Origin of the sequence: Streptomyces sp. NPDC058459, from assembly GCF_042721685.1 — a bacterium.
Lineage (GTDB): Bacteria > Actinomycetota > Actinomycetes > Streptomycetales > Streptomycetaceae > Streptomyces.
Genome location: NZ_JBHXLV010000043.1, coordinates 22261 through 39463, shown reverse-complemented (window position 1 = coordinate 39463; position 17203 = coordinate 22261). Strand labels below are relative to the sequence as shown.

General features: G+C 71.6%; 19 protein-coding genes and 3 pseudogenes. 9 read left to right on the top strand and 13 right to left on the bottom strand.

Features of this window, described 5'->3' with window-relative positions:
* Positions 1-151: 151 nt before the first annotated feature.
* A complete protein-coding gene (locus tag ACFWN1_RS11555) occupies positions 152-1573 on the bottom strand; it encodes an MFS transporter (protein WP_384360053.1) in 1422 nt (473 codons plus the stop codon).
* 172 nt (positions 1574-1745) lie between these two features.
* Between ACFWN1_RS11555 and ACFWN1_RS11550 the strand changes: the two genes are divergently transcribed.
* Together ACFWN1_RS11550 and ACFWN1_RS11545 are read left to right on the top strand one after the other, a co-directional pair.
* The gene (locus tag ACFWN1_RS11550) at positions 1746-2561 is read left to right on the top strand and encodes a helix-turn-helix transcriptional regulator (protein WP_384360051.1); all 816 of its coding nucleotides are present in this window, start codon (positions 1746-1748) and stop codon (positions 2559-2561) included.
* The gene (locus ACFWN1_RS11545) at positions 2558-2908 is read left to right on the top strand and encodes a cytidine deaminase (protein ID WP_384360049.1); all 351 of its coding nucleotides are present in this window, start codon (positions 2558-2560) and stop codon (positions 2906-2908) included. The genes ACFWN1_RS11550 and ACFWN1_RS11545 overlap by 4 nt, the downstream gene beginning before the upstream one ends.
* Positions 2909-2945: 37 nt before the next feature.
* Here ACFWN1_RS11545 and ACFWN1_RS11540 read toward each other — a convergent pair whose 3' ends face one another.
* On the bottom strand, positions 2946-3284 hold the full coding sequence (locus ACFWN1_RS11540; RefSeq protein ID WP_384360047.1) for a P-II family nitrogen regulator: 339 nt from the start codon (positions 3282-3284) through the stop codon (positions 2946-2948).
* Positions 3281-3588: pseudogene (locus tag ACFWN1_RS11535) on the bottom strand (ammonia channel protein); the annotation flags it as partial. The pseudogene ACFWN1_RS11535 and the gene ACFWN1_RS11540, both read right to left, overlap by 4 nt.
* A 207-nt stretch (positions 3589-3795) precedes the next feature.
* Between ACFWN1_RS11535 and era the strand changes: the two are divergent.
* Positions 3796-4749 carry a GTPase Era gene (era, locus tag ACFWN1_RS11530; RefSeq protein ID WP_384360045.1) on the top strand — a complete coding sequence of 318 codons (954 nt, stop codon included), beginning with the start codon at positions 3796-3798 and terminating at the stop codon, positions 4747-4749.
* A 73-nt stretch (positions 4750-4822) separates the two neighbouring features.
* Here the strand turns inward: era and ACFWN1_RS11525 are convergent, their stop codons facing one another.
* The 3 genes from ACFWN1_RS11525 to ACFWN1_RS11515 all read right to left on the bottom strand — a co-directional run bounded on the left by ACFWN1_RS11525 (position 4823) and on the right by ACFWN1_RS11515 (position 7588).
* Positions 4823-6139, bottom strand: coding sequence for a GH1 family beta-glucosidase (locus ACFWN1_RS11525; RefSeq protein WP_384360043.1), 1317 nt, complete (start codon positions 6137-6139; stop codon positions 4823-4825).
* 69 nt (positions 6140-6208) lie between these two features.
* A complete protein-coding gene (locus ACFWN1_RS11520; RefSeq protein WP_384360041.1) occupies positions 6209-6475 on the bottom strand; it encodes a protealysin inhibitor emfourin in 267 nt (88 codons plus the stop codon).
* A gap of 24 nt (positions 6476-6499) precedes the next feature.
* Positions 6500-7588, bottom strand: coding sequence for a M4 family metallopeptidase (locus ACFWN1_RS11515; protein ID WP_384360039.1), 1089 nt, complete (start codon positions 7586-7588; stop codon positions 6500-6502).
* Between the two features lie 400 nt (positions 7589-7988).
* Between ACFWN1_RS11515 and leuA the strand changes: the two genes are divergently transcribed.
* The 4 genes and pseudogenes from leuA to ACFWN1_RS11495 all read left to right on the top strand — a co-directional run.
* Complete coding sequence (gene leuA / locus ACFWN1_RS11510; RefSeq protein ID WP_384360037.1) at positions 7989-9710, top strand: 2-isopropylmalate synthase; 1722 nt, start codon at positions 7989-7991, stop codon at positions 9708-9710.
* Between the two features lie 189 nt (positions 9711-9899).
* Entirely contained in the window at positions 9900-10544 is a 645-nt protein-coding gene (locus ACFWN1_RS11505; protein WP_384360035.1) for a TerB family tellurite resistance protein, read from the top strand.
* Positions 10545-10709: 165 nt separating this feature from the next.
* Positions 10710-12584 carry a GAF domain-containing SpoIIE family protein phosphatase gene (locus ACFWN1_RS11500; RefSeq protein ID WP_384360033.1) on the top strand — a complete coding sequence of 625 codons (1875 nt, stop codon included), beginning with the start codon at positions 10710-10712 and terminating at the stop codon, positions 12582-12584.
* A gap of 200 nt (positions 12585-12784) precedes the next feature.
* Positions 12785-13347 (top strand): annotated as a pseudogene (locus ACFWN1_RS11495) (hypothetical protein); the annotation flags it as partial.
* On the opposite strand, the gene ACFWN1_RS11490 reads toward ACFWN1_RS11495, so the two are convergent.
* The 4 genes and pseudogenes from ACFWN1_RS11490 to ACFWN1_RS11475 all read right to left on the bottom strand — a co-directional run bounded on the left by ACFWN1_RS11490 (position 13344) and on the right by ACFWN1_RS11475 (position 15091).
* Positions 13344-13580, bottom strand: a complete 237-nt coding sequence (locus ACFWN1_RS11490) for a hypothetical protein (RefSeq protein WP_384360031.1) — start codon at positions 13578-13580, stop codon at positions 13344-13346. The pseudogene ACFWN1_RS11495 and the gene ACFWN1_RS11490 overlap by 4 nt on opposite strands.
* Positions 13581-13590: 10 nt before the next feature.
* The gene (locus tag ACFWN1_RS11485; protein ID WP_384360029.1) at positions 13591-14115 is read right to left on the bottom strand and encodes a GNAT family N-acetyltransferase; all 525 of its coding nucleotides are present in this window, start codon (positions 14113-14115) and stop codon (positions 13591-13593) included.
* Positions 14096-14278, bottom strand: coding sequence for a DUF397 domain-containing protein (locus ACFWN1_RS11480; protein WP_384360027.1), 183 nt, complete (start codon positions 14276-14278; stop codon positions 14096-14098). The genes ACFWN1_RS11485 and ACFWN1_RS11480 overlap by 20 nt, the downstream gene beginning before the upstream one ends.
* A pseudogene (locus ACFWN1_RS11475) lies at positions 14260-15091 on the bottom strand (Scr1 family TA system antitoxin-like transcriptional regulator). Before ACFWN1_RS11475 ends, ACFWN1_RS11480 begins: the two are co-directional and overlap by 19 nt.
* Before the next feature lie 179 nt (positions 15092-15270).
* On the opposite strand from ACFWN1_RS11475, the gene ACFWN1_RS11470 reads away from it, so the two are divergent.
* Together ACFWN1_RS11470 and ACFWN1_RS11465 are read left to right on the top strand one after the other, a co-directional pair.
* Positions 15271-15420, top strand: a complete 150-nt coding sequence (locus ACFWN1_RS11470; protein ID WP_384360025.1) for a hypothetical protein — start codon at positions 15271-15273, stop codon at positions 15418-15420.
* Positions 15421-15425: 5 nt separating this feature from the next.
* Positions 15426-15641, top strand: coding sequence for a hypothetical protein (locus ACFWN1_RS11465; RefSeq protein ID WP_384360023.1), 216 nt, complete (start codon positions 15426-15428; stop codon positions 15639-15641).
* Between the two features lie 100 nt (positions 15642-15741).
* Here ACFWN1_RS11465 and ACFWN1_RS11460 read toward each other — a convergent pair whose 3' ends face one another.
* The 3 genes from ACFWN1_RS11460 to ACFWN1_RS11450 all read right to left on the bottom strand — a co-directional run bounded on the left by ACFWN1_RS11460 (position 15742) and on the right by ACFWN1_RS11450 (position 17187).
* On the bottom strand, positions 15742-16104 hold the full coding sequence (locus ACFWN1_RS11460; protein WP_384360021.1) for a hypothetical protein: 363 nt from the start codon (positions 16102-16104) through the stop codon (positions 15742-15744).
* Between the two features lie 310 nt (positions 16105-16414).
* A complete protein-coding gene (locus ACFWN1_RS11455; RefSeq protein ID WP_384360020.1) occupies positions 16415-16930 on the bottom strand; it encodes a hypothetical protein in 516 nt (171 codons plus the stop codon).
* A gap of 113 nt (positions 16931-17043) precedes the next feature.
* Entirely contained in the window at positions 17044-17187 is a 144-nt protein-coding gene (locus ACFWN1_RS11450) for a hypothetical protein (RefSeq protein WP_384360018.1), read from the bottom strand.
* Positions 17188-17203 lie beyond the last annotated feature (16 nt).

The following is a 17203-nucleotide window of genomic DNA, read 5'->3' as shown; positions in this document are numbered from 1 at the left end:
GGGGTGCGCGCGGGGCGGGGCCGGGGGGGGGGGCGGTGGGGGGGGGTGTGGGTGGGGGGGCTGGGCGCCCGGTTGGGGGGGGGGGCCACGGGGGGGGGGGGCGGGGTGGCCCCCGGCCGCGCGCGGCGCGATCACCCAGACCCTGGACTGATCAGGTCCGGACCCTCGTCGGACGCAGCCCGAGGGCGATCAGGACGGCCGCCCCCAGCACGGTCACCGCGTCCAGCGCGATGACCGTGTGGACCCCGGACTGCAGATCGCCGCTCGTGGTGGCCAGCACGCCCAGCAGGGGTACCCCGACCGTGAGGCCGACCTGCTGGGTGGAGGTCACCAGCCCGGTGGCCAGGCCCTGTTCGCCGTCCGGCACACCCGAGGTGACGATGAGACCGTACGAGACGATCGCGCCGAGGTGGCACAGGCTGGCCAGGGACACCGCCGCCGTGGCGAGCCACACCGACCGGCCCTGGGTGTCCAGCGGCAGCAGGGCGGCCACGAAGAGGCCCTGTCCGGCCAGCGAGCCGACCAGCGTGCGGCGGGCGCCGACCCTGCCGATCACCCTCGGCGCCAGCACGCCCGCCACCGCCGACAGCGCGCCCTGCACCCCGAAGACCAGCCCGGTCCGGAACGCGGAGAGCCGCAGTACCTCCTGGAGGTACAGGGTCAGCACGAACACCACGGTCGACATCATCGAGAACGTGACCAGCCCGCCCAGGTTGCCCCACGCCACCGTCCGGCGGCGCAGCATCGGCAGCGACACCAGCGGCCCGGCGGCCCGGGACTCGATCACGGCGAACCCGGTCAGCAGCGCGAGCCCGGCCAGCAGGGCGGCCACCACGTCGACTTCGCCGAAGCCGCGGTCCGCCGCGCCGGACAGGGCGTAGATCAGGGACAGCAGGCCGGCGGTGACGGTGACGGCGCCGGGCACGTCCAGCCGGGGGCGCTCCGGGGTACGGGACTCGGGCAGCAGGCCCGGCGCCAGTGGCAGCACGATCAGCGCGAACACGGCCAGCAGCGCCATCGTGGAGCGCCAGCCGAAGGTGTCGGTCAGGACACCGCCGGCGACCATGCCGATGGTGAAGCCCAGCGACAGCAGTGTGCCGGAGATACCGAGTGCGCGGTCCCGGGCCGGGCCCTCGGGGAAGGTGGTCGTCAACAGGGACATGCCGGTCGGCACGATCGCCGCCGCGCCGAGCCCCTGGAGGGCGCGGCCGGTGAGGAAGGACGCCGGGTCCCAGGCCAGGGCCGCCAGCAGCGAGGCCGCGCCGAACAGGGCGAGACCGGTGAGGAACAGCTTGCGGCGGCCGTAGAGGTCGCCGACGCGACCGAAGAGCAGCAGGAAACCGCCGGACGGCAGTGCGAACGCGGTGACCGCCCACTGGAGCGCCGAGCGGCTCATGCCGAGGCCGGTGCCCAGCTCGGGGAGTGCCACGTTCAGCACCGAGAAGTCGAGCGCGACCATGAACTGGGCCGCGCACAGCACGAACAGGACGAGCCGGTCACGCGCCGAGAGCCGGGCGGTGGGGACGGGCTGGGCAGCGGGGGGAGTCGCGGGGGCTGGGGTGTCGATCGCCATGGCGAAGAGCTTGCGACGGCCGGAAGAAACGTGGGGAGTCGGAACTTATGGTGGTGGTGGCACCACCGGACACGGCGACGAGGGGGAGCGGCACGTGACTGCGACGGCGGGTACGGCGGGTACGCCGAGTACACGGCGAAGTGAACGGCGCAGTGAGCTACGGGAGTTCCTGATGACACGGCGCGCCCGGATCACTCCGCAGGAGGCCGGACTGCCGTTCGGCGGACCCCGGCGCCGCACGGCCGGCCTGCGCCGGGAGGAGGTCGCGGTGCTGGCCGGGGTGGGCGCCTCCTGGTACCAGTGGCTGGAGCAGGGGCGGGACATCTCCGTCTCCCCGCAGGTGCTCGACGCGGTCTCGCGGGTGCTGCGGCTCGGCGGCGCCGAGCGGCGGCACCTGTACCTGCTGGCGGGACTCAACCCGCCCGCGCCCGAAGTCGCCCCGGAACGGCGGGACATGTGCGACGGGCTGCGCCGGCTCATCGACACCTGGATGCCCTACCCGGCGCACATCATGGACCGCTACTACAACTGCGTGATGTACAACGACGCGGCGTCCGCGGTGTTCGGCATGGGACAGGGGCCCACCACCCGGAACTGCCTGGTCGACTTCTTCGCCGCCCCGCTGTTCCGCGGCCGCTCCCTGAGCTGGGAGACCAACGCCCGCACGGTCGTCGCCCAGTTCCGGGCCGCCTGCGCGGCCGACCCCGAGGACGAGGGGTTCCAGGCGGTGCTGGCCGAAGTCAGCGCCGTCAGCCCGGAGTTCAACGCGCTGTGGGCGGAGCGGGACATCGAGTACCAGGGGCAGATCCGCAAGGAGCTGACGCATCCGCGCGCCGGGCTGCTGGTCGTGGAGTCCACCGTGATGCAGGTGCCCGCCCGGCCCGACCTGCTGATCGTGCTGCACACCCCGCTGCCGGAGGCGGACACGGCGGCCAAGCTGGAGTGGCTGGCGGGGACGGACGACGGGGTTCGTATGCTCGGGGCATGAGCGAGAACGAGCTTGATCCTGAGGACCAGAAGATCGTGACCCTGGCGCGGTCGGCGCGGGCGCGGAACGGGGTGCCGGAGGGTGCCGCCGTACGGGACTCCACGGGGCGTACGTATGTCGCCGGGTCGGTGTCGCTGCCCTCGCTCCGGCTCAGCGCACTGCGTACGGCTGTCGCCATGGCGGTGGCTTCCGGGGCGGAGTCCCTGGAGGCGGCGGCCGTGGTGAGCGAGGCGGAGGGTCTTTCGGCCGAGGACCTGGCTGCCGTCGCCGACCTCGGGGGTGCGGGGACACCTGTGCTGCTCGCCGGGGCCGACGGGGTGGTGCGGCTCTCCGTCCCCGCGGGCTGAGACACCAGGGGGCTCCGCCCCCTGGACCCCTGTCTCCTCAGAGGGCGTCCGGTCCCCGCTCGCCCGTCCTCACCCGCACCACCGTCTCCACCGGCACCGACCACACCTTGCCGTCGCCGATCTTGCCCGTGTGGGCGGCCTGGACGATGGCGTCGATCGCCTCCTCGGCCACCGCGTCCTCCACCACCAGCTCCAGCCGGACCTTCGGGACCAGGTCGACCTGGTACTCCGCACCCCGGTACACCTCGGTGTGGCCGCGCTGGCGGCCGTGACCGCTGGCCTCGGTGACGGTGAGGCCGTCGATGCCGAGGTCACGGAGGGCGGACTTCACCTCGTCCAGGCGGTACGGCTTCACGACGGCGGTGATGAGCTTCATGCGGGGCTCTCGGCCTTCCGGACGGGGGCGACGGGGGCGCCATGGCCCGTGATCCCGTGATCGTAGGCCGTCTCGGCGTGCACCGTAAGGTCCAGACCGGTGCGCTCCTCATCCTCGCTCGCACGCGGGTCCATCGTGCGGTCCAGCCGCTTGCCCAGCCCGTACGTCACCGCGAAGGCGTACCCGGCGACCGCGAGGACCGCGACGAACTGCCTGCGGAGCGGAGAGCCCGCCGCCGTACGGCAGCCCCTCCGGGCCGCCCCGTCATGACCTTGTCCGCGAACAGGCCGATCAGCGGGGTACCGCGGTGGCGGCGAGCAGCCGGACGGTGTCACCGGAGTCGGTGTGCGCGCCGGCGAGGGTCACGGGCGTCTCCGGCGGTCCGGTGGAGCGGGTCGTCAGAGGGTCACGGGTGCGCGTCTCCGGCTGCCTACAGGTCTGAGAGGCTGGTCGCGGGGGTGTGGCGGACGCCGGTGCGGCACGGGCTCGCGGATCAGGGAGAATGGTCGGCATGAGCGTTCGTACCCAGTCATCCGAGCGGTCGGGCGAGAACGCCCACCGCGCAGGCTTCGCGTGCTTCGTGGGCCGTCCCAACGCGGGCAAGTCCACCCTCACGAACGCTCTGGTCGGGCAGAAGGTGGCCATCACCGCCGACCAGCCGCAGACCACCCGGCACACCGTGCGCGGCATCGTGCACCGGGAGGACGCCCAGCTGATCCTGGTCGACACCCCCGGCCTGCACAAGCCGCGCACCCTGCTGGGTGAGCGGCTGAACGACGTGGTGCGCACCACCTGGGCCGAGGTCGATGTGATCGGCTTCTGCCTCCCGGCGAACGAGAAGCTCGGCCCCGGCGACCGCTTCATCGCCAAGGAACTCGCCGGGATCAGGAAGACCCCCAAGGTCGCCATCGTCACCAAGACGGACCTGGTCGACTCCAAGACCCTCGCCGAGCAGCTCATCGCCATCGACCAGCTCGGCAAGGAGCTGGGCTTCGAGTGGGCCGAGATCGTGCCGGTGTCGGCGACCGGCGGCCAGCAGGTGGGCCTGCTGGCCGACCTGATCGTGCCGCTGCTCCCCGAGGGTCCTGCCCTCTACCCCGAGGGCGACCTGACCGACGAGCCCGAGCAGGTGATGATCGCGGAGCTGATCCGCGAGGCCGCCCTGGAGGGCGTGCGCGACGAACTGCCGCACTCCATCGCCGTGGTCGTCGAGGAGATGCTCCCGCGCGAGGACCGCCCGGCCGACCGGCCCCTGCTCGACATCCACGCCAACGTCTACATCGAGCGGCCCAGCCAGAAGGGCATCATCATCGGCCCCAAGGGCAAGCGGCTGAAGGATGTGGGCATCAAGTCCCGCAAGCAGATCGAGGCCCTGCTCGGCACACCCGTCTTCCTCGACCTGCATGTGAAGGTCGCCAAGGACTGGCAGCGCGACCCCAAGCAGCTCCGCAAGCTCGGCTTCTGAGGCCACCTGGGCTGCCAGGGCTGCCGAGGCTGCCGGGGCTGCCGGGGCTTCTGAGCCGTCACCTTCTGACCGTTCAGCCCCGCTGCGCCCGCAGCAGGTCCCGGTACCAGCGGTACGACGCCTTCGGGGTGCGCCGCAGCGTGGCGAAGTCCACGTCGACCAGGCCGAAGCGGCGGGTGTAGCCCTCGGCCCACTCGAAGTTGTCCAGCAGCGACCACACGAAGTAGCCGCGCACGTCGACCCCTTCGGCGAGCGCGGCATGCAGGGCGCGGACATGGCCGTCCAGGTAGGCGATGCGTTCCTGGTCGTCCAGCCCCTCGTACGAGCAGCCGTTCTCGGTGATGACGAGGGGCGGGAGCCGGTCGCCGTACCGGTCCCGAAGGCCGGTGAGCAGGCCGGTCAGCGCCCCGGGGACGACCGGCCAGCCGAAGTCGGTCACCGGCACACCCTCGAACTCCCGTATTGAGAAGGGAAGTTCGGCAGGAAGGGATACACCCCCGAATTCGGTCTGTGTCTCCTGTGGGGCGCCCACCCGCGCCGGGGCGTAGTAGTTGATCCCGTACCAGTCCAGCGGCTCCGCGATGATCCGCAGGTCGTCCGCCGCGTCCTCGGGCATCAACGCGGCCGTACCGTCCGGATACTCGCCCAGCAGGACGGGTTCGGCGAAGAGGCGGTTGAGAAGCAGGTCGTAGAGGACGGCCGCCTCCACATCGGCCGGGTCGGCGGAGGCGGGCTCCACGGGGGAGTGGGAGTTGGCGATGCCGATGTCCGCCACCCCGGCCGCGCGCAGCGCCCGTACCGCCAGGCCGTGGGCGAGGAGCTGGTGGTGGGCGGCCGGGAGGGCGTCGAAGAGCAGGGCCTTGCCGGGGGCGTGGGTGCCGAGGGCGTGGCCCAGCAGGGTGTGTTCGGCGGGCTCGTTGAGGGTGATCCAGCGGTGTACCCGGTCCCCGAGCCGGTCCGCGACCCGGGAGACGTGGTCCGCGAACCGGTACGCGGTGTCCCGGTCCAGCCAGTCGAGCGCGGCCGGCAGCTCCCAGTGGAACAGCGTCGGCACCGGCTGGACATCCGCCTCGCACAGCGCGTCCACCAGCCGGTCGTAGAAGTCCAGGCCGCCGGGGGAGTTCACGCGCGGCCAGGAAATGGAGAAGCGGTACGCGTCCACGCCGAGGCCGGCCAGCAGGGCCACGTCCTCCGGGTAGCGGTGGTAGTGGTCGCATGCCACGGCCGCCGTCGAGCCGTCCTTCACCCGGCCGGGCTCGGCGGTGAACACGTCCCACACGGACGGTCCGCGCAGGTCGGCGGCGCCCTCGATCTGGTGCGCGGAGGTCGACACCCCCCACAGGAAGCCGTCGGGGAAGCGCGGGAGAGGGCCGTACGCGTCCGTCACCATGGGCGGGATCATCCGCACCTGGCCCCACCCCGTCAACGCCCGCGTCAGCCCCGGCCGACGAGGTACTCCCTAGGCTCCCTCCTTCAGCACCCGGGACACCAACTCCCGCTGTGAATCGGTCAGCCGGGGGTCGGCCGCGTGGACGGTGCGGCCGTCGACCGTGATCTCGTAGTGGAAGCCGTCCGGGACGCCCGTCGGCGGGGTGTCCGGTGCGGTGGTGAGGACGTGGTCGGCCAGGGTGTGCCACTCCGCCGCGTCGGCGCGGCCGGAGGTGTCCACCTCGGCCTGCCGCTCGATGCCCGCGAAGCCGCCCGTGCGCCGTACTTGGATACGCATGGCCCCAGTGTCCGGTACCGGCGGCTACAGCGTCCGCACCCCCACTTCCTCCCACGCCTTCTCCACGGCCTGGAGTTCCACGCCCGCGCCGAACCGCTCGCGGGCGGCCTTCACGGTCAGGGTGGCGAAGTCGGCGAACTGGGCGTCCTCCTTCAGGTCGCCGCCGGTCAGCACGTCGAACCAGAGCTGGCCGGTCTTCTCCCAGGCGTAGCCGCCGATCGCGCTGGCCGCGAGGTAGAAGGCGTGGTTCGGGATGCCGGAGTTGATGTGGACGCCGCCGTTGTCCCGGCCGGTGTGGACGTAGTGCGCCAGGTCGGCGGGCTGGGGGTCCTTGCCGAGCACATCGTCGTCGTACGCGGTGCCCGGTGCCTTCATCGAGCGCAGGGCCCGGCCCTGGACGCGGGGGGCGAGCAGGCCCGCGCCGATCAGCCAGTCCGCGTCGGCGGCGGTCTGGCCCAGCGTGTACTGCTTGATCAGCGAGCCGAAGACATCGGACAGCGATTCGTTGAGCGCCCCGGACTGGCCGAAGTAGGCCAGGTTGGCGGTGTACTGCGTGACGCCGTGGGTGAGTTCGTGGCCGATGACGTCGACCGGGATGGTGAAGTCGAGGAAGATCTCGCCGTCCCCGTCGCCGAACACCATCTGCTCGCCGTTCCAGAAGGCGTTGTCGTAGTCCCGGTCGAAGTGGACCGTGGCCTGGAGCGGGAGGCCCTCGCCGTCGATGGAACGGCGGCCGTACACCTTCAGATACAGCTCGAAGGTGGCGCCCAGGCCCGCGTAGGCCCGGTTGACCGTGGCGTCGGAGCCCGGTTCGGAGCCCTCGTCGCGGACCTTCCCGCCGGGGAGGTTCTGGGTGTGCCGGGCGTCGTAGACGGTGCGGTCCGGCTGGTCGCCGTCGCCCTCCCCTTCGGCGGGCGCGGCGGCGGAGTCGGCGGCGGCCTGCGCGCCGATCACGGTGGTCAGGCGGCGGCGGGTGCGCTCGAGCGCGTCCCGCTCCAGGGAGCGGCGGGCCGGACCGGACAGCGCCGGGTCGGAGTCGCGCGCGAGCTTGTCGAGGAGGTGCGGCGGCACGATCGTGCAGAAGACGGGCTCATGGCCCCCGTTGGTCGTCATACCGATAAATGTTCGCACTGTGCGATGTCAAAGTCACTAGCGGTAACCGAGATTGATGAAATACGGTGATATCTGTCGTCACTCCACGTCACCGAGTGGTATAGATCCACGTCAGCTGCCCATCAGCTCCCCACCGGCCCTTCATCAGCCCCTGATCGGCCCTCGACCAGCCCCTGACCGGGCGCTGATCACCCGTTCTCGTCCGCTCCGGTTCCGCATGCTGATACGCCCCGCCGGGCTCGCGGAGGCTCGGTTAGGCTGCGGAGCATCATGCGTTTCGGGCTGCTTCTCCTTAGCCGCCGCGGCGAGGGCCTGTAAGCAAGGCCGACTCCCTCCCCGCGGTGCTTCTGGCGTTGTGTCGTCGGCCGTCCACCGGACTTTCCGAGGAGCCCACGCGATCATGGCGAACCGCCAGCAGCCCAGCACCATGCCCTTCCGGCGCTACGGCCAGTACGAGCAGGTCGACATCCCCGACCGCACCTGGCCCGGCAAGCGCGTCACCCACGCTCCCCGCTGGCTCTCCACCGACCTGCGCGACGGCAACCAGTCCCTGATCGACCCGATGTCGCCCGAGCGCAAGCGCCGGATGTTCGACCAGCTGGTCAAGATGGGCTACAAGGAGATCGAGGTCGGCTTCCCCGCCTCCGGCCAGACCGACTTCGACTTCGTGCGCTCCATCATCGAGGAGGAGGGCGCGATCCCCGAGGACGTGACGATCTCCGTCCTCACCCAGGCCCGCGAGGACCTGATCGAGCGGACCGTGGAGTCCCTGAAGGGCGCCCGCCGCGCCACCGTCCACCTGTACAACGCGACCGCGCCCGTGTTCCGCCGGGTGGTCTTCCGGGGTTCCAGGGAGGACATCAAGCAGATCGCCGTGGACGGCACCCGCCTGGTCGTGGAGTACGCGCGGAAGCTGCTGGGCCCGGAGACCGAGTTCGGGTACCAGTACAGCCCGGAGATCTTCACCGACACCGAGCTGGACTTCGCGCTGGAGGTCTGTGAGGCGGTGATGGACGTCTACCAGCCGGGTCCGGGCCGCGAGATCATCCTCAACCTGCCTGCCACGGTGGAGCGTTCGACCCCGTCCACGCACGCCGACCGGTTCGAGTGGATGCACCGCAACCTGTCCCGCCGCGAGCACGTCGTGCTGTCCGTGCACCCGCACAACGACCGGGGCACCGCCGTGGCCGCCGCCGAGCTGGCGCTGATGGCCGGCGCCGACCGCGTCGAGGGCTGCCTGTTCGGGCAGGGCGAGCGCACCGGCAACGTCGACCTGGTCACCCTGGGCATGAACCTGTTCTCGCAGGGGGTCGACCCCCAGATCGACTTCTCCGACATCGACGAGATCCGCCGGGTGTGGGAGTACTGCAACCAGATGGAGGTCCACCCGCGCCACCCCTACGTGGGCGACTTGGTCTACACGTCCTTCTCCGGCTCCCACCAGGACGCCATCAAGAAGGGCTTCGACGCGATGGAGGCCGACGCGGCCGCCCGGGGTGTCGCCGTGGGCGAGCTGGAGTGGGCGGTGCCGTACCTGCCCATCGACCCCAAGGACGTCGGCCGCTCCTACGAGGCGGTGATCCGCGTCAACTCGCAGTCCGGCAAGGGCGGTGTGGCGTACGTCCTGAAGAACGACCACAAGCTGGAACTGCCGCGCCGGATGCAGATCGAGTTCTCGAAGATCATCCAGGCCAGGACGGACGCCGAGGGCGGCGAGATCACTCCGCGCGACATCTGGGCCGCCTTCCGGGACGAGTACCTGCCGAACCCGGAGAACCCCTGGGGCCGCGTCCAGGTCCGTACCGGCCAGTCGACCACCGACACCGACGGCGTCGACACGCTGACGGTCGAGGCGACGGTGGACGGCACGGACACGGTCCTGACCGGTTCGGGCAACGGCCCGATCTCGGCCTTCTTCGACGCGCTCCAGTCGGTCGGCGTGGACGTACGCCTGCTGGACTACCAGGAGCACACGATGAGCGAGGGCGCGTCCTCGCAGGCCGCCTCCTACATCGAGTGCGCGATCGGCGACAAGGTCCTGTGGGGTATCGGCATCGACGCGAACACGACACGTGCGTCGCTGAAGGCGGTGGTGTCGGCGGTCAACCGCGCGACCCGCTGACCCGCCCTGACCCGGCGCTTCGGTGCCCCGGCCGCTGGATACGGCGGCCGGGGCACCGTCGTTTTCCGGCCGCACAACACCGCAGGTCACGGACGGGTCTCGTCCAGAGGGCTGACTCGGGCTCCGTGATGTGGCTAACATCACGCCAGCGCGGCGATGCTGCCGCGTGGTCACGTGCGGAGGTGCGACGTGCTGCCAGTACGGGGACGAGACGGCCGAGCCACCGGGTTCGTCCGGCGCATCCTGGGCTGCCGCACCGCCTGGACACCCCAGGGCGACGGCGAGTTCTTCTGCCCCGGCTGCGGCGGAGACCGTAACTACCAGCGCCTGGCCGGCCGCAGGCGCCTCACCGTGCTAGGGGTGCCCGTCCTCGCGCGCGGGACGGCCGAACCGGTCGTGGAGTGCGCCTCCTGCCGCCACCGCTTCGGTACCGACACCCTCGACCCCCCCACCACCCGCCGCCTCTCGGTCCTGCTCCGCGACGCGGTGCACGCCGTGGCGGTCTGCGTGCTGGCGGCCGACGGTACGGGGTCGCGGGCGGCGCTGGACACCGCGGCGGCGACGCTGCGCGCGGCGGGCTGCGAGGAGGAGGCGGCGGAACGTCTCGCCATGGCGACGGACGGCGGCGACCCCCGCACCCCCCTGACCGCCCTGGCCCCCCACCTGGCCGCGCCGGGCCGCGAGTCCCTCCTCCTGGACGCGGCCCTCATCGCCCTCGCGGACGGCCCCTACACCCCCGCCGAACACGCCGCCCTCACGACGGCCGGCGAGGCGCTGCTGCTGCCCGCCGAAGTGGTGGAACGGGTGCTGACGGCGGCGCGGATGCCGTCCTGACCGACCGGGGCCGGCTGCCGTGGGCGCGCCGCGCGCGCGGGTACCGGGAGCCCCCGTGAGCGTCCGGGGTCGCTTGTTGCGTGCCGACGGGTGGATTACTGTTGCAGCCCGTCCACTACTTGGACGATCCCGGTACGGGGACCGGGCACCAATGGGAGCGCACGGGTGGCGGAGCTTGGAGAGGCGGCGGCGCTGGGCGACCCGGAGCGGCTGGAAGCCCTGCGGGACACCGGACTGTCCTCGGTAGCGGACGCGGGGATGGACCGCTTCGCCCGCCTGGTGTCGAACCTCCTGGGCGTGCCTGTGGCGCTGGTGTCGCTGGTGGAGGAGGCCCGGCAGGTCTTCCCGGGGATGGTCGGTCTGAACGAGCCGTGGGCCGGAGCGCGGCAGACCCCGCTGTCGCACTCGGTGTGCCGGCACGTCGTCACGGACCGCGAGCCCCTCATCATGCCCGACATCCGTGCCCACGCCCGCACGGCGGAGAGCCCGGCGATCGAGGATCTCGGGGTGATCGGATACGCCGGGATGCCGCTCACGGACGGCGACGGGCATGTGCTGGGCTCACTGTGCGCCATCGACACGCGGCCCCGCGTCTGGACCGCGGGCGAGCTGGAGATCCTGGAGGATCTGGCGGCCGCGTGCAGCGCGGAACTCCAGCTCCGTATCGTCTCCCGCCAGCGCGAGACGGCACGCCGGGGAGAGGCCGAGGCCCGCCGAGCCGCCGACGAGGCGCACGAGCGGTCCCGTACCGCGCTGGAACGCTCGCAGCTCATGCTGCGCGCTGCGGACGCGCTGGCCGACACCAGCAGCCTGGCCGACGTGAGCCAGCAGGTACGCGACCTCGTCACCAGCGACCTCAAGCCGGTTTATGTCGGCCTGGTCCTGGTCGAGAAGCGCCGGATGCGGCGCCTGGTGGACCGAACGAGCAGCGCGCCCGTGGAGCACGCCTACGAGACCTACCCCCTCGGTGCGGCCTGGCCCACGGCTCGCTCCGCGCGTGAGAACCGCACGATCGTCATCAGCGACCCCGGTGAAGTGGCCGCCGGATACGGCGACGACGCGGTGGCCGCCTTTCATGAGCTGGGCCTGCACACGGCCGTCAGCCTCCCGCTGCCCGGCACCGTCGTCCCCCTCGGCGCACTCGTCCTGGGCTGGGACCGGCCCTACGAGATCGGCCTACTCGAACTGGCGGTCCTCTCGGCCATCGCCGGCTACACGGCCCGCGCGGTCGAACGCGCCCTCTTCGTCGAACACCGTATCGACGTGGCCCATCAGCTGCAGCAGGCCATGCTCACCGAACTGCCGCCCGTGACCGGCCTGGAGACCGCCGCCCTGTACCGGCCGGCAGCCGCGGCGGAGCTGGTCGGCGGCGACTGGTACGACCTCTACCAGCTGCCCGGCGTCCCGGACGGCGATCAGGGCGCGGCCACCGTCGCCCTGACCATCGGCGACATCACCGGGCACAACCTGCGCGCCGCGACCCTCATGGGCCAGACCCGCAGCATGCTCCGTCAGGCGGACCTCGACCACCCCGGCACCAGCCCCGCGCACATCGTCTCCGCTCTCGAACACGCCGGCAGAGCCCTCGGAATCGAGTCCAGCGGCACCCTTGTCCACGCGCATCTGCGTCCCACCGGCTCCGGAGACGGCAGCTGGGAGCTGACCTGGACCAACGCGGGCCACCCGCCGCCGCTGCTCGTCCCGCCCGACGGCCCGGTCCAACGGCTGGTCGAACACGGCCCCATGATGCATCCCGCCCTCGGCACCGTCTCCCGTCCCACGCACCGCCGCATCCTGGAGCCGGGCACCCTGCTGCTCCTCTACACGGACGGCCTGGTCGAACACCGCGGCGCGGACCTGGACGCTTTCACCGACCACACGGCATCCCTCCTGGGCGCACACCGTGACAGCGCCCTGCCCCCGCTCCTGACCCAGATCGCGGACCGGGTGGCCGGGCTGGCCCCCGGTGACGATGTCGCCCTGCTCGCCGTGCGGGTCCCGGCCCCTGACACGGCCGGCATCCGGCCGACGGAGACGTAGACCGCGCCACGACGGCCCGCGCGACGGCACCCTGTCGCACATCCGGCTGATCCGGTGAGCCGTCGCCCGAGTCCTCTGCCGGACCATCCGAACGACGGGGCCGGGCCCAGGTCTTCCGGCCGTCACGCGTCCACCGCGTCCCGCTCCACCGTCCTCGGCATGGATCAGACCGGGATTCTGGACGAGGCGTTGGAGCGGCTGCCCAGTGGTGGCCCCGGCTGCTGCCCGGCATGTACGGGGGCTCCACACATCCGGTGATCCGGGTCGGGCACGCCGTACGGACACTGCTCACGGACGAGACCGGGCCGCGGGTGAACGAGCCTGCGCACGGGCTGGGTTACTGGGCCGCCCGGCACCGGCCCGTCGCCGGACTCCCCCCGCTGCCCGGTGCCGACAGCGCCTCGGCCGCGCTGGACGCGGTACGCCTACCCGCGCCCACGGCGACCCGACGATGCTCCTACACGCGGCGACGGCCCCCAACGCGGTACTCCGCACCCTCCCCGCGCTCCCGCATGACCTCCGGATACCGAGCATGCGCGCCGCATGGACAGCCTCGGCCGCGGTCACGGCGATGTACGCGCCCGACGAGACCGCGCCCTACATCCCACCGGACATCCTCACCCCGGAGGAACTCTCCGAGCGAACTCCCGCCCACGGCCACGAGCACGTCGTCAAACTGACCGACACGGCACTGGACGTCGGTGACGAGCGTGCCTCGGCGGCGGCGCTGCGGGCGATCGAGCTGAGCGAGCCACTGGTCTAGCGCGTGAGCGTCGACCGCTTGCGCCGCGCCACCCGGTTCGCGACGAAGAGCACGGCGAACAGGACGCAGAAGCCGGCGGAGGAGACGATGAGGCGCCCTTCGTCGTGTGTCAGGACCCGTATGACCAGTACGGCGAAGTTGAGGACCAGCATCGACAGGCAGAGCCAGAAGCCCCATTGCGCGCCGGGCCTCGTCCAGGCCGGAGCCTCGTAGGGCTTGGATCGTCGCGTCATGTTCCCTCCCTCAGCCTCCGGTGCCCCCGGTCCGGCCCGCACACTCCCAGCGGACCTCGCCGTTCTGGCGTTCCGGGGTGGGCGCGAGACCCGCCGCCCTCGCCACGGCCGCCGAGGCGTGGTGGTCGGGGTGGACATGGGCGATGATGCTCCGCACCGGGTACGCGGTCAGCCACGCGACCAGCACCACGGCCGCCTCCTTGGCGATGCCCCGCCCTTGCCAGGGTGTGCCCACCACCCACGCGATCTCGGCGGTGTCGTCCGCCGCGCTGATCGTCGCCTGAACGGTGCCGGTCAGGCGGGAGTCCTCGCGCAGCCGGATGACCCAGTTCAGCCAGGTCACCTCGGGGTCGGGCGAGCCGGCGACGAGTCGCCGGTACCGGGCCGTGAGCGCGTCCGGGGTGTACGGGGTCCCGCCGATGAAGTGGTGCAGGGCGGGGTCGGCCAGCACCCCGGCCATCTCCCCGGCGTGCTCGACCCGCAGGGGGAGCAGGTCGAGCCGTGGGGTGCGGATGTCAGCGCCGGAGGGTGTCAAGGAAGTCGGCCCAGGCGGGGTGGCTGAGGCGGAGTACGGGGCTGTCTTTGACCTTGCTGTCGCGTACGGGGATGCCTTCGGCGACTTCGACGCAGCTACCGCCCTCGCCGTCGCTGTAGCTGCTCTTGCGCCAGCGGGCGCTGGTCAGGTCGTACTGGCGCATCGTCTGAAGTCCTCCGCCGCCGATTCGATCAGGGTCAGGGACACCTCCGGCGACAATGTGGCGACCCTTAGAAGATCGTATGCGAGTTGGGCTCGCTTCACCACGGCCGGAACGTCCACCAGCGTCCCGCAAAACGAGGTCTCTGTAGGCGACCGGTGGCGCGTCCTCGAACTCCATGAGCCTGAGGTCACCGTTCATGGCGGCGTGTGCCCCCGCCTTGTGGGGCAGTACTGTCACTATGGCCGTGCGGTCCCGCATCAGCCCTGCGATGTGGTCTAGTTGACGCGCCATGGCGGGCGGTCCGCCCACGGGGATGCGCAGCACATTCTCATGCAGCACCACCCAATACTCCGGCCTTGTAGCGTCGCTGAGGATCAGCGAGCGCTCCAGTCGGGCGGTGACGATCTCGTCCACGTGCTCGTCGGCCTGGAAAGGGTTGGCCGCGATGGTGACCGCACGCGCGTACTCCTTCGTCTGGAGCAGGCCCGGCACCACTGTGGGAGCGAACTCGCAGATCAGCGTGGCCAGGCGCTCCAGCTCCACCACCTGTGCGAAGTAATCCGCATACCTGGGATCGTCGATCAGCTTTCTGCACAGCCGCTCGAAAATACCGTCGGTTTGTAGCACCTGGTCGATCCACTGGGCCACGTCCAACTGCGGCTTCCTGATCGCCTGCTCGAACTGCCCGATGTACCCGCCGGAGACGAAAACCCTCGTCCCCAACTCCGTTTGAGTGAGTCCCGCCTCCTCGCGGCGACGCTTCAGCTTGGTGCCGAAGAACTCCCATACCGCCTGACGTGAACAGTTGGCCACTGCCAACCCCCTTGTGCTGCCACGCGCTTGTAGGGCTCAGGCCCCTGCCGACTCTAGTTGTGGAGCGTCACCGTTAGGACACGAAGCGTGAAGAACGTGACGCAAGGGAAGTGATGCGGACAGTGAACACACAGGATTCAGCGGACCGGGTCGAGGCAGCGGAGCGAACCCTCGAGGAATTGCGGACCGCATTGGAGAAGGTCGGGATCAAGCTGCCCTCGCTCGGGCTAGATCCCATCTCGCTGGCCTGCGAGGCCCCGATCCCCTTGGTGGAGCTGGGGCGGTGCTCGGTGCAGACGGCCGCGCAGCTCGTAGCGGCGCTGCGATGAACGCGGTGCGACCGCCACTGGGCTCGTACGCCTTGGACACGGGGAGAAACAGAGTAGGGGTGGTGATGGGACACCAGGGGCCATACGTGCAGCTCAGACCACTGGGCGGCGGCCGGGAGTGGGATGTGCCGCCGGACCGGGTGCGGGCGGCAACGCCCGCGGAGCGGATCAGCGCGGCGACGGCGTACGCGAACGCCCGCAGCAGAGGCGAGGTGCCCTGAGGGCGTGTCGCCCCGCGCGATGGAGGGCGGCCTCCACCGGACCGGAGTCCGGGGAGGCCGCTGACCGGCGGACGCCCCGGCATGCCGATGACCACGATCTTCAGAGTGTGCTGGCCGCGCTGCTCCAGGAATTGCTCCACATCGCGTGGCGGTAGGGCGTGGTGGCCGACTTCAGGTCGATGGTGGTCTGCAGGGTGCCGTCGACGTAGATCCGCACCGCGCCCGAGGCGCCGGCGCGGGTGGCGGCGGCCTGGGAGCGCAGCCCGTTGTCGTCGGCCGGCTTCCAGTCGACCGTCACGGGGACACCCGCCGTGTCGACCGTGCCCTTGCCCAACCGCATGGTCGGCGCGGTCGGGTAGCTGGGACGCGTGGCGTCGGCGGTCACCGTGACCGCCGCCGACGTGCTGGTCCTGCCCCAGACATGGGTCGCCCGCACCCGGAAGGAGTGCCGGCCCGAGGTCATCTTTACGGAGGCCGATGTGGCCGTGTGACATACCCGGTGCCCGAGCGGACCGCGCCGGACGGGGTGTCCACGCTGGTGACGCCGACCCCCGCCGGGGGCCCGGCCGCGTACTCGCGGACGGTCGCCAGCTTCGCGCACAACTGGTTGCCGGGGCAGTCGGTGGCAAAGCCGTCACGTGCCCGGAGACGGCGTTCAGGGTGTACGCCTTGCCGCCGGACATGCCGAGCTTCCACGCGGCGATCCGAGAGATCGCGGTCACCATGGCCCGGCTCGGCGCGGCGCGGCACCGGGGATGGTGCTCGCCTCGGAGTCACCGCCGGTGAGGTCGGTGTACGTGCCGATCGCGGCGACCCGTCGAGTCGGTGTCGAACCCGTAGGTCTGCGCGCCGATCACCGGCATGGCCATGCCGCCGAACCGGCCCTCGAAGATCGTGCCGCACCTGTCGACCGGCAAGTTGTAGCCGAGGTCGCGCCAGCCCTGGGCGTACAGGCTGCGCACGACGGAGGGGGAGTCGGCGCAGGAGTGGGTGTGGGTGGTGTCGGTGTGGTGGACGAACACCGCCTTCACCGCGTGGCCGTAGTCCGGGTAACCGGTGTCGCGGGCACACTCGTCCGCACCGCAGCCGACGCGGGTGACCAACCGGGGAGCGGGCACCTTCGTCGTCGGCGGCTGCGTGGGCAGCGGGCTGGGCATCGTCTGCGGCACTGCGGAGGCGCACGCGCACGACGGATACGCTGCCGACAGCGACGGCAGATAGCCCGGCGCGCCGGTTGAGGCGTGCGCGGTCGTCCCGTCCGGGGTGCTCTGCGCGGGCTCGGCGGTCATGGTGGGCGGCGGTGTGGTCCCGGCCGGCGTCTCCGTCGCGGGGGCTGAGTTGCCGGCTCACCGCCGGCATCCGGAACGCCCTGGTCGAGCGTGCCTCTCCTCCGAGGAACCGGTCAGGCCGGCGAGTCCACCGAGGCGTGCACCACGTGCGGCCCGTCCGCCGCGCTGTCGGTGCCCGAGGTGGCGTGCGGGGCGACGGCCGTGCCCGTGCCCGCGGCCAGCACGGTTCCGGCCGCGAGCCATGTCATGTTCGACACGTTCAGCGGATTGTGG

Excerpts from the sequence above, each read along its gene's own strand:
- ACFWN1_RS11555 (WP_384360053.1), bottom strand. The coding sequence starts at position 1,573 with ATGGCGATCGACACCCCAGCCCCCGCGACTCCCCCCGCTGCCCAGCCC.
- ACFWN1_RS11550 (WP_384360051.1), top strand. The coding sequence starts at position 1,746 with ATGACACGGCGCGCCCGGATCACTCCGCAGGAGGCCGGACTGCCGTTC.
- ACFWN1_RS11545 (WP_384360049.1), top strand. The coding sequence starts at position 2,558 with ATGAGCGAGAACGAGCTTGATCCTGAGGACCAGAAGATCGTGACCCTG.
- ACFWN1_RS11540 (WP_384360047.1), bottom strand. The coding sequence starts at position 3,284 with ATGAAGCTCATCACCGCCGTCGTGAAGCCGTACCGCCTGGACGAGGTG.
- era (WP_384360045.1), top strand. The coding sequence starts at position 3,796 with ATGAGCGTTCGTACCCAGTCATCCGAGCGGTCGGGCGAGAACGCCCAC.
- ACFWN1_RS11525 (WP_384360043.1), bottom strand. The coding sequence starts at position 6,139 with ATGGTGACGGACGCGTACGGCCCTCTCCCGCGCTTCCCCGACGGCTTC.
- ACFWN1_RS11520 (WP_384360041.1), bottom strand. The coding sequence starts at position 6,475 with ATGCGTATCCAAGTACGGCGCACGGGCGGCTTCGCGGGCATCGAGCGG.
- ACFWN1_RS11515 (WP_384360039.1), bottom strand. The coding sequence starts at position 7,588 with ATGACGACCAACGGGGGCCATGAGCCCGTCTTCTGCACGATCGTGCCG.
- leuA (WP_384360037.1), top strand. The coding sequence starts at position 7,989 with ATGGCGAACCGCCAGCAGCCCAGCACCATGCCCTTCCGGCGCTACGGC.
- ACFWN1_RS11490 (WP_384360031.1), bottom strand. The coding sequence starts at position 13,580 with ATGACGCGACGATCCAAGCCCTACGAGGCTCCGGCCTGGACGAGGCCC.
- ACFWN1_RS11480 (WP_384360027.1), bottom strand. The coding sequence starts at position 14,278 with ATGCGCCAGTACGACCTGACCAGCGCCCGCTGGCGCAAGAGCAGCTAC.
- ACFWN1_RS11460 (WP_384360021.1), bottom strand. The coding sequence starts at position 16,104 with ATGACCTCGGGCCGGCACTCCTTCCGGGTGCGGGCGACCCATGTCTGG.
- ACFWN1_RS11455 (WP_384360020.1), bottom strand. The coding sequence starts at position 16,930 with ATGACCGCCGAGCCCGCGCAGAGCACCCCGGACGGGACGACCGCGCAC.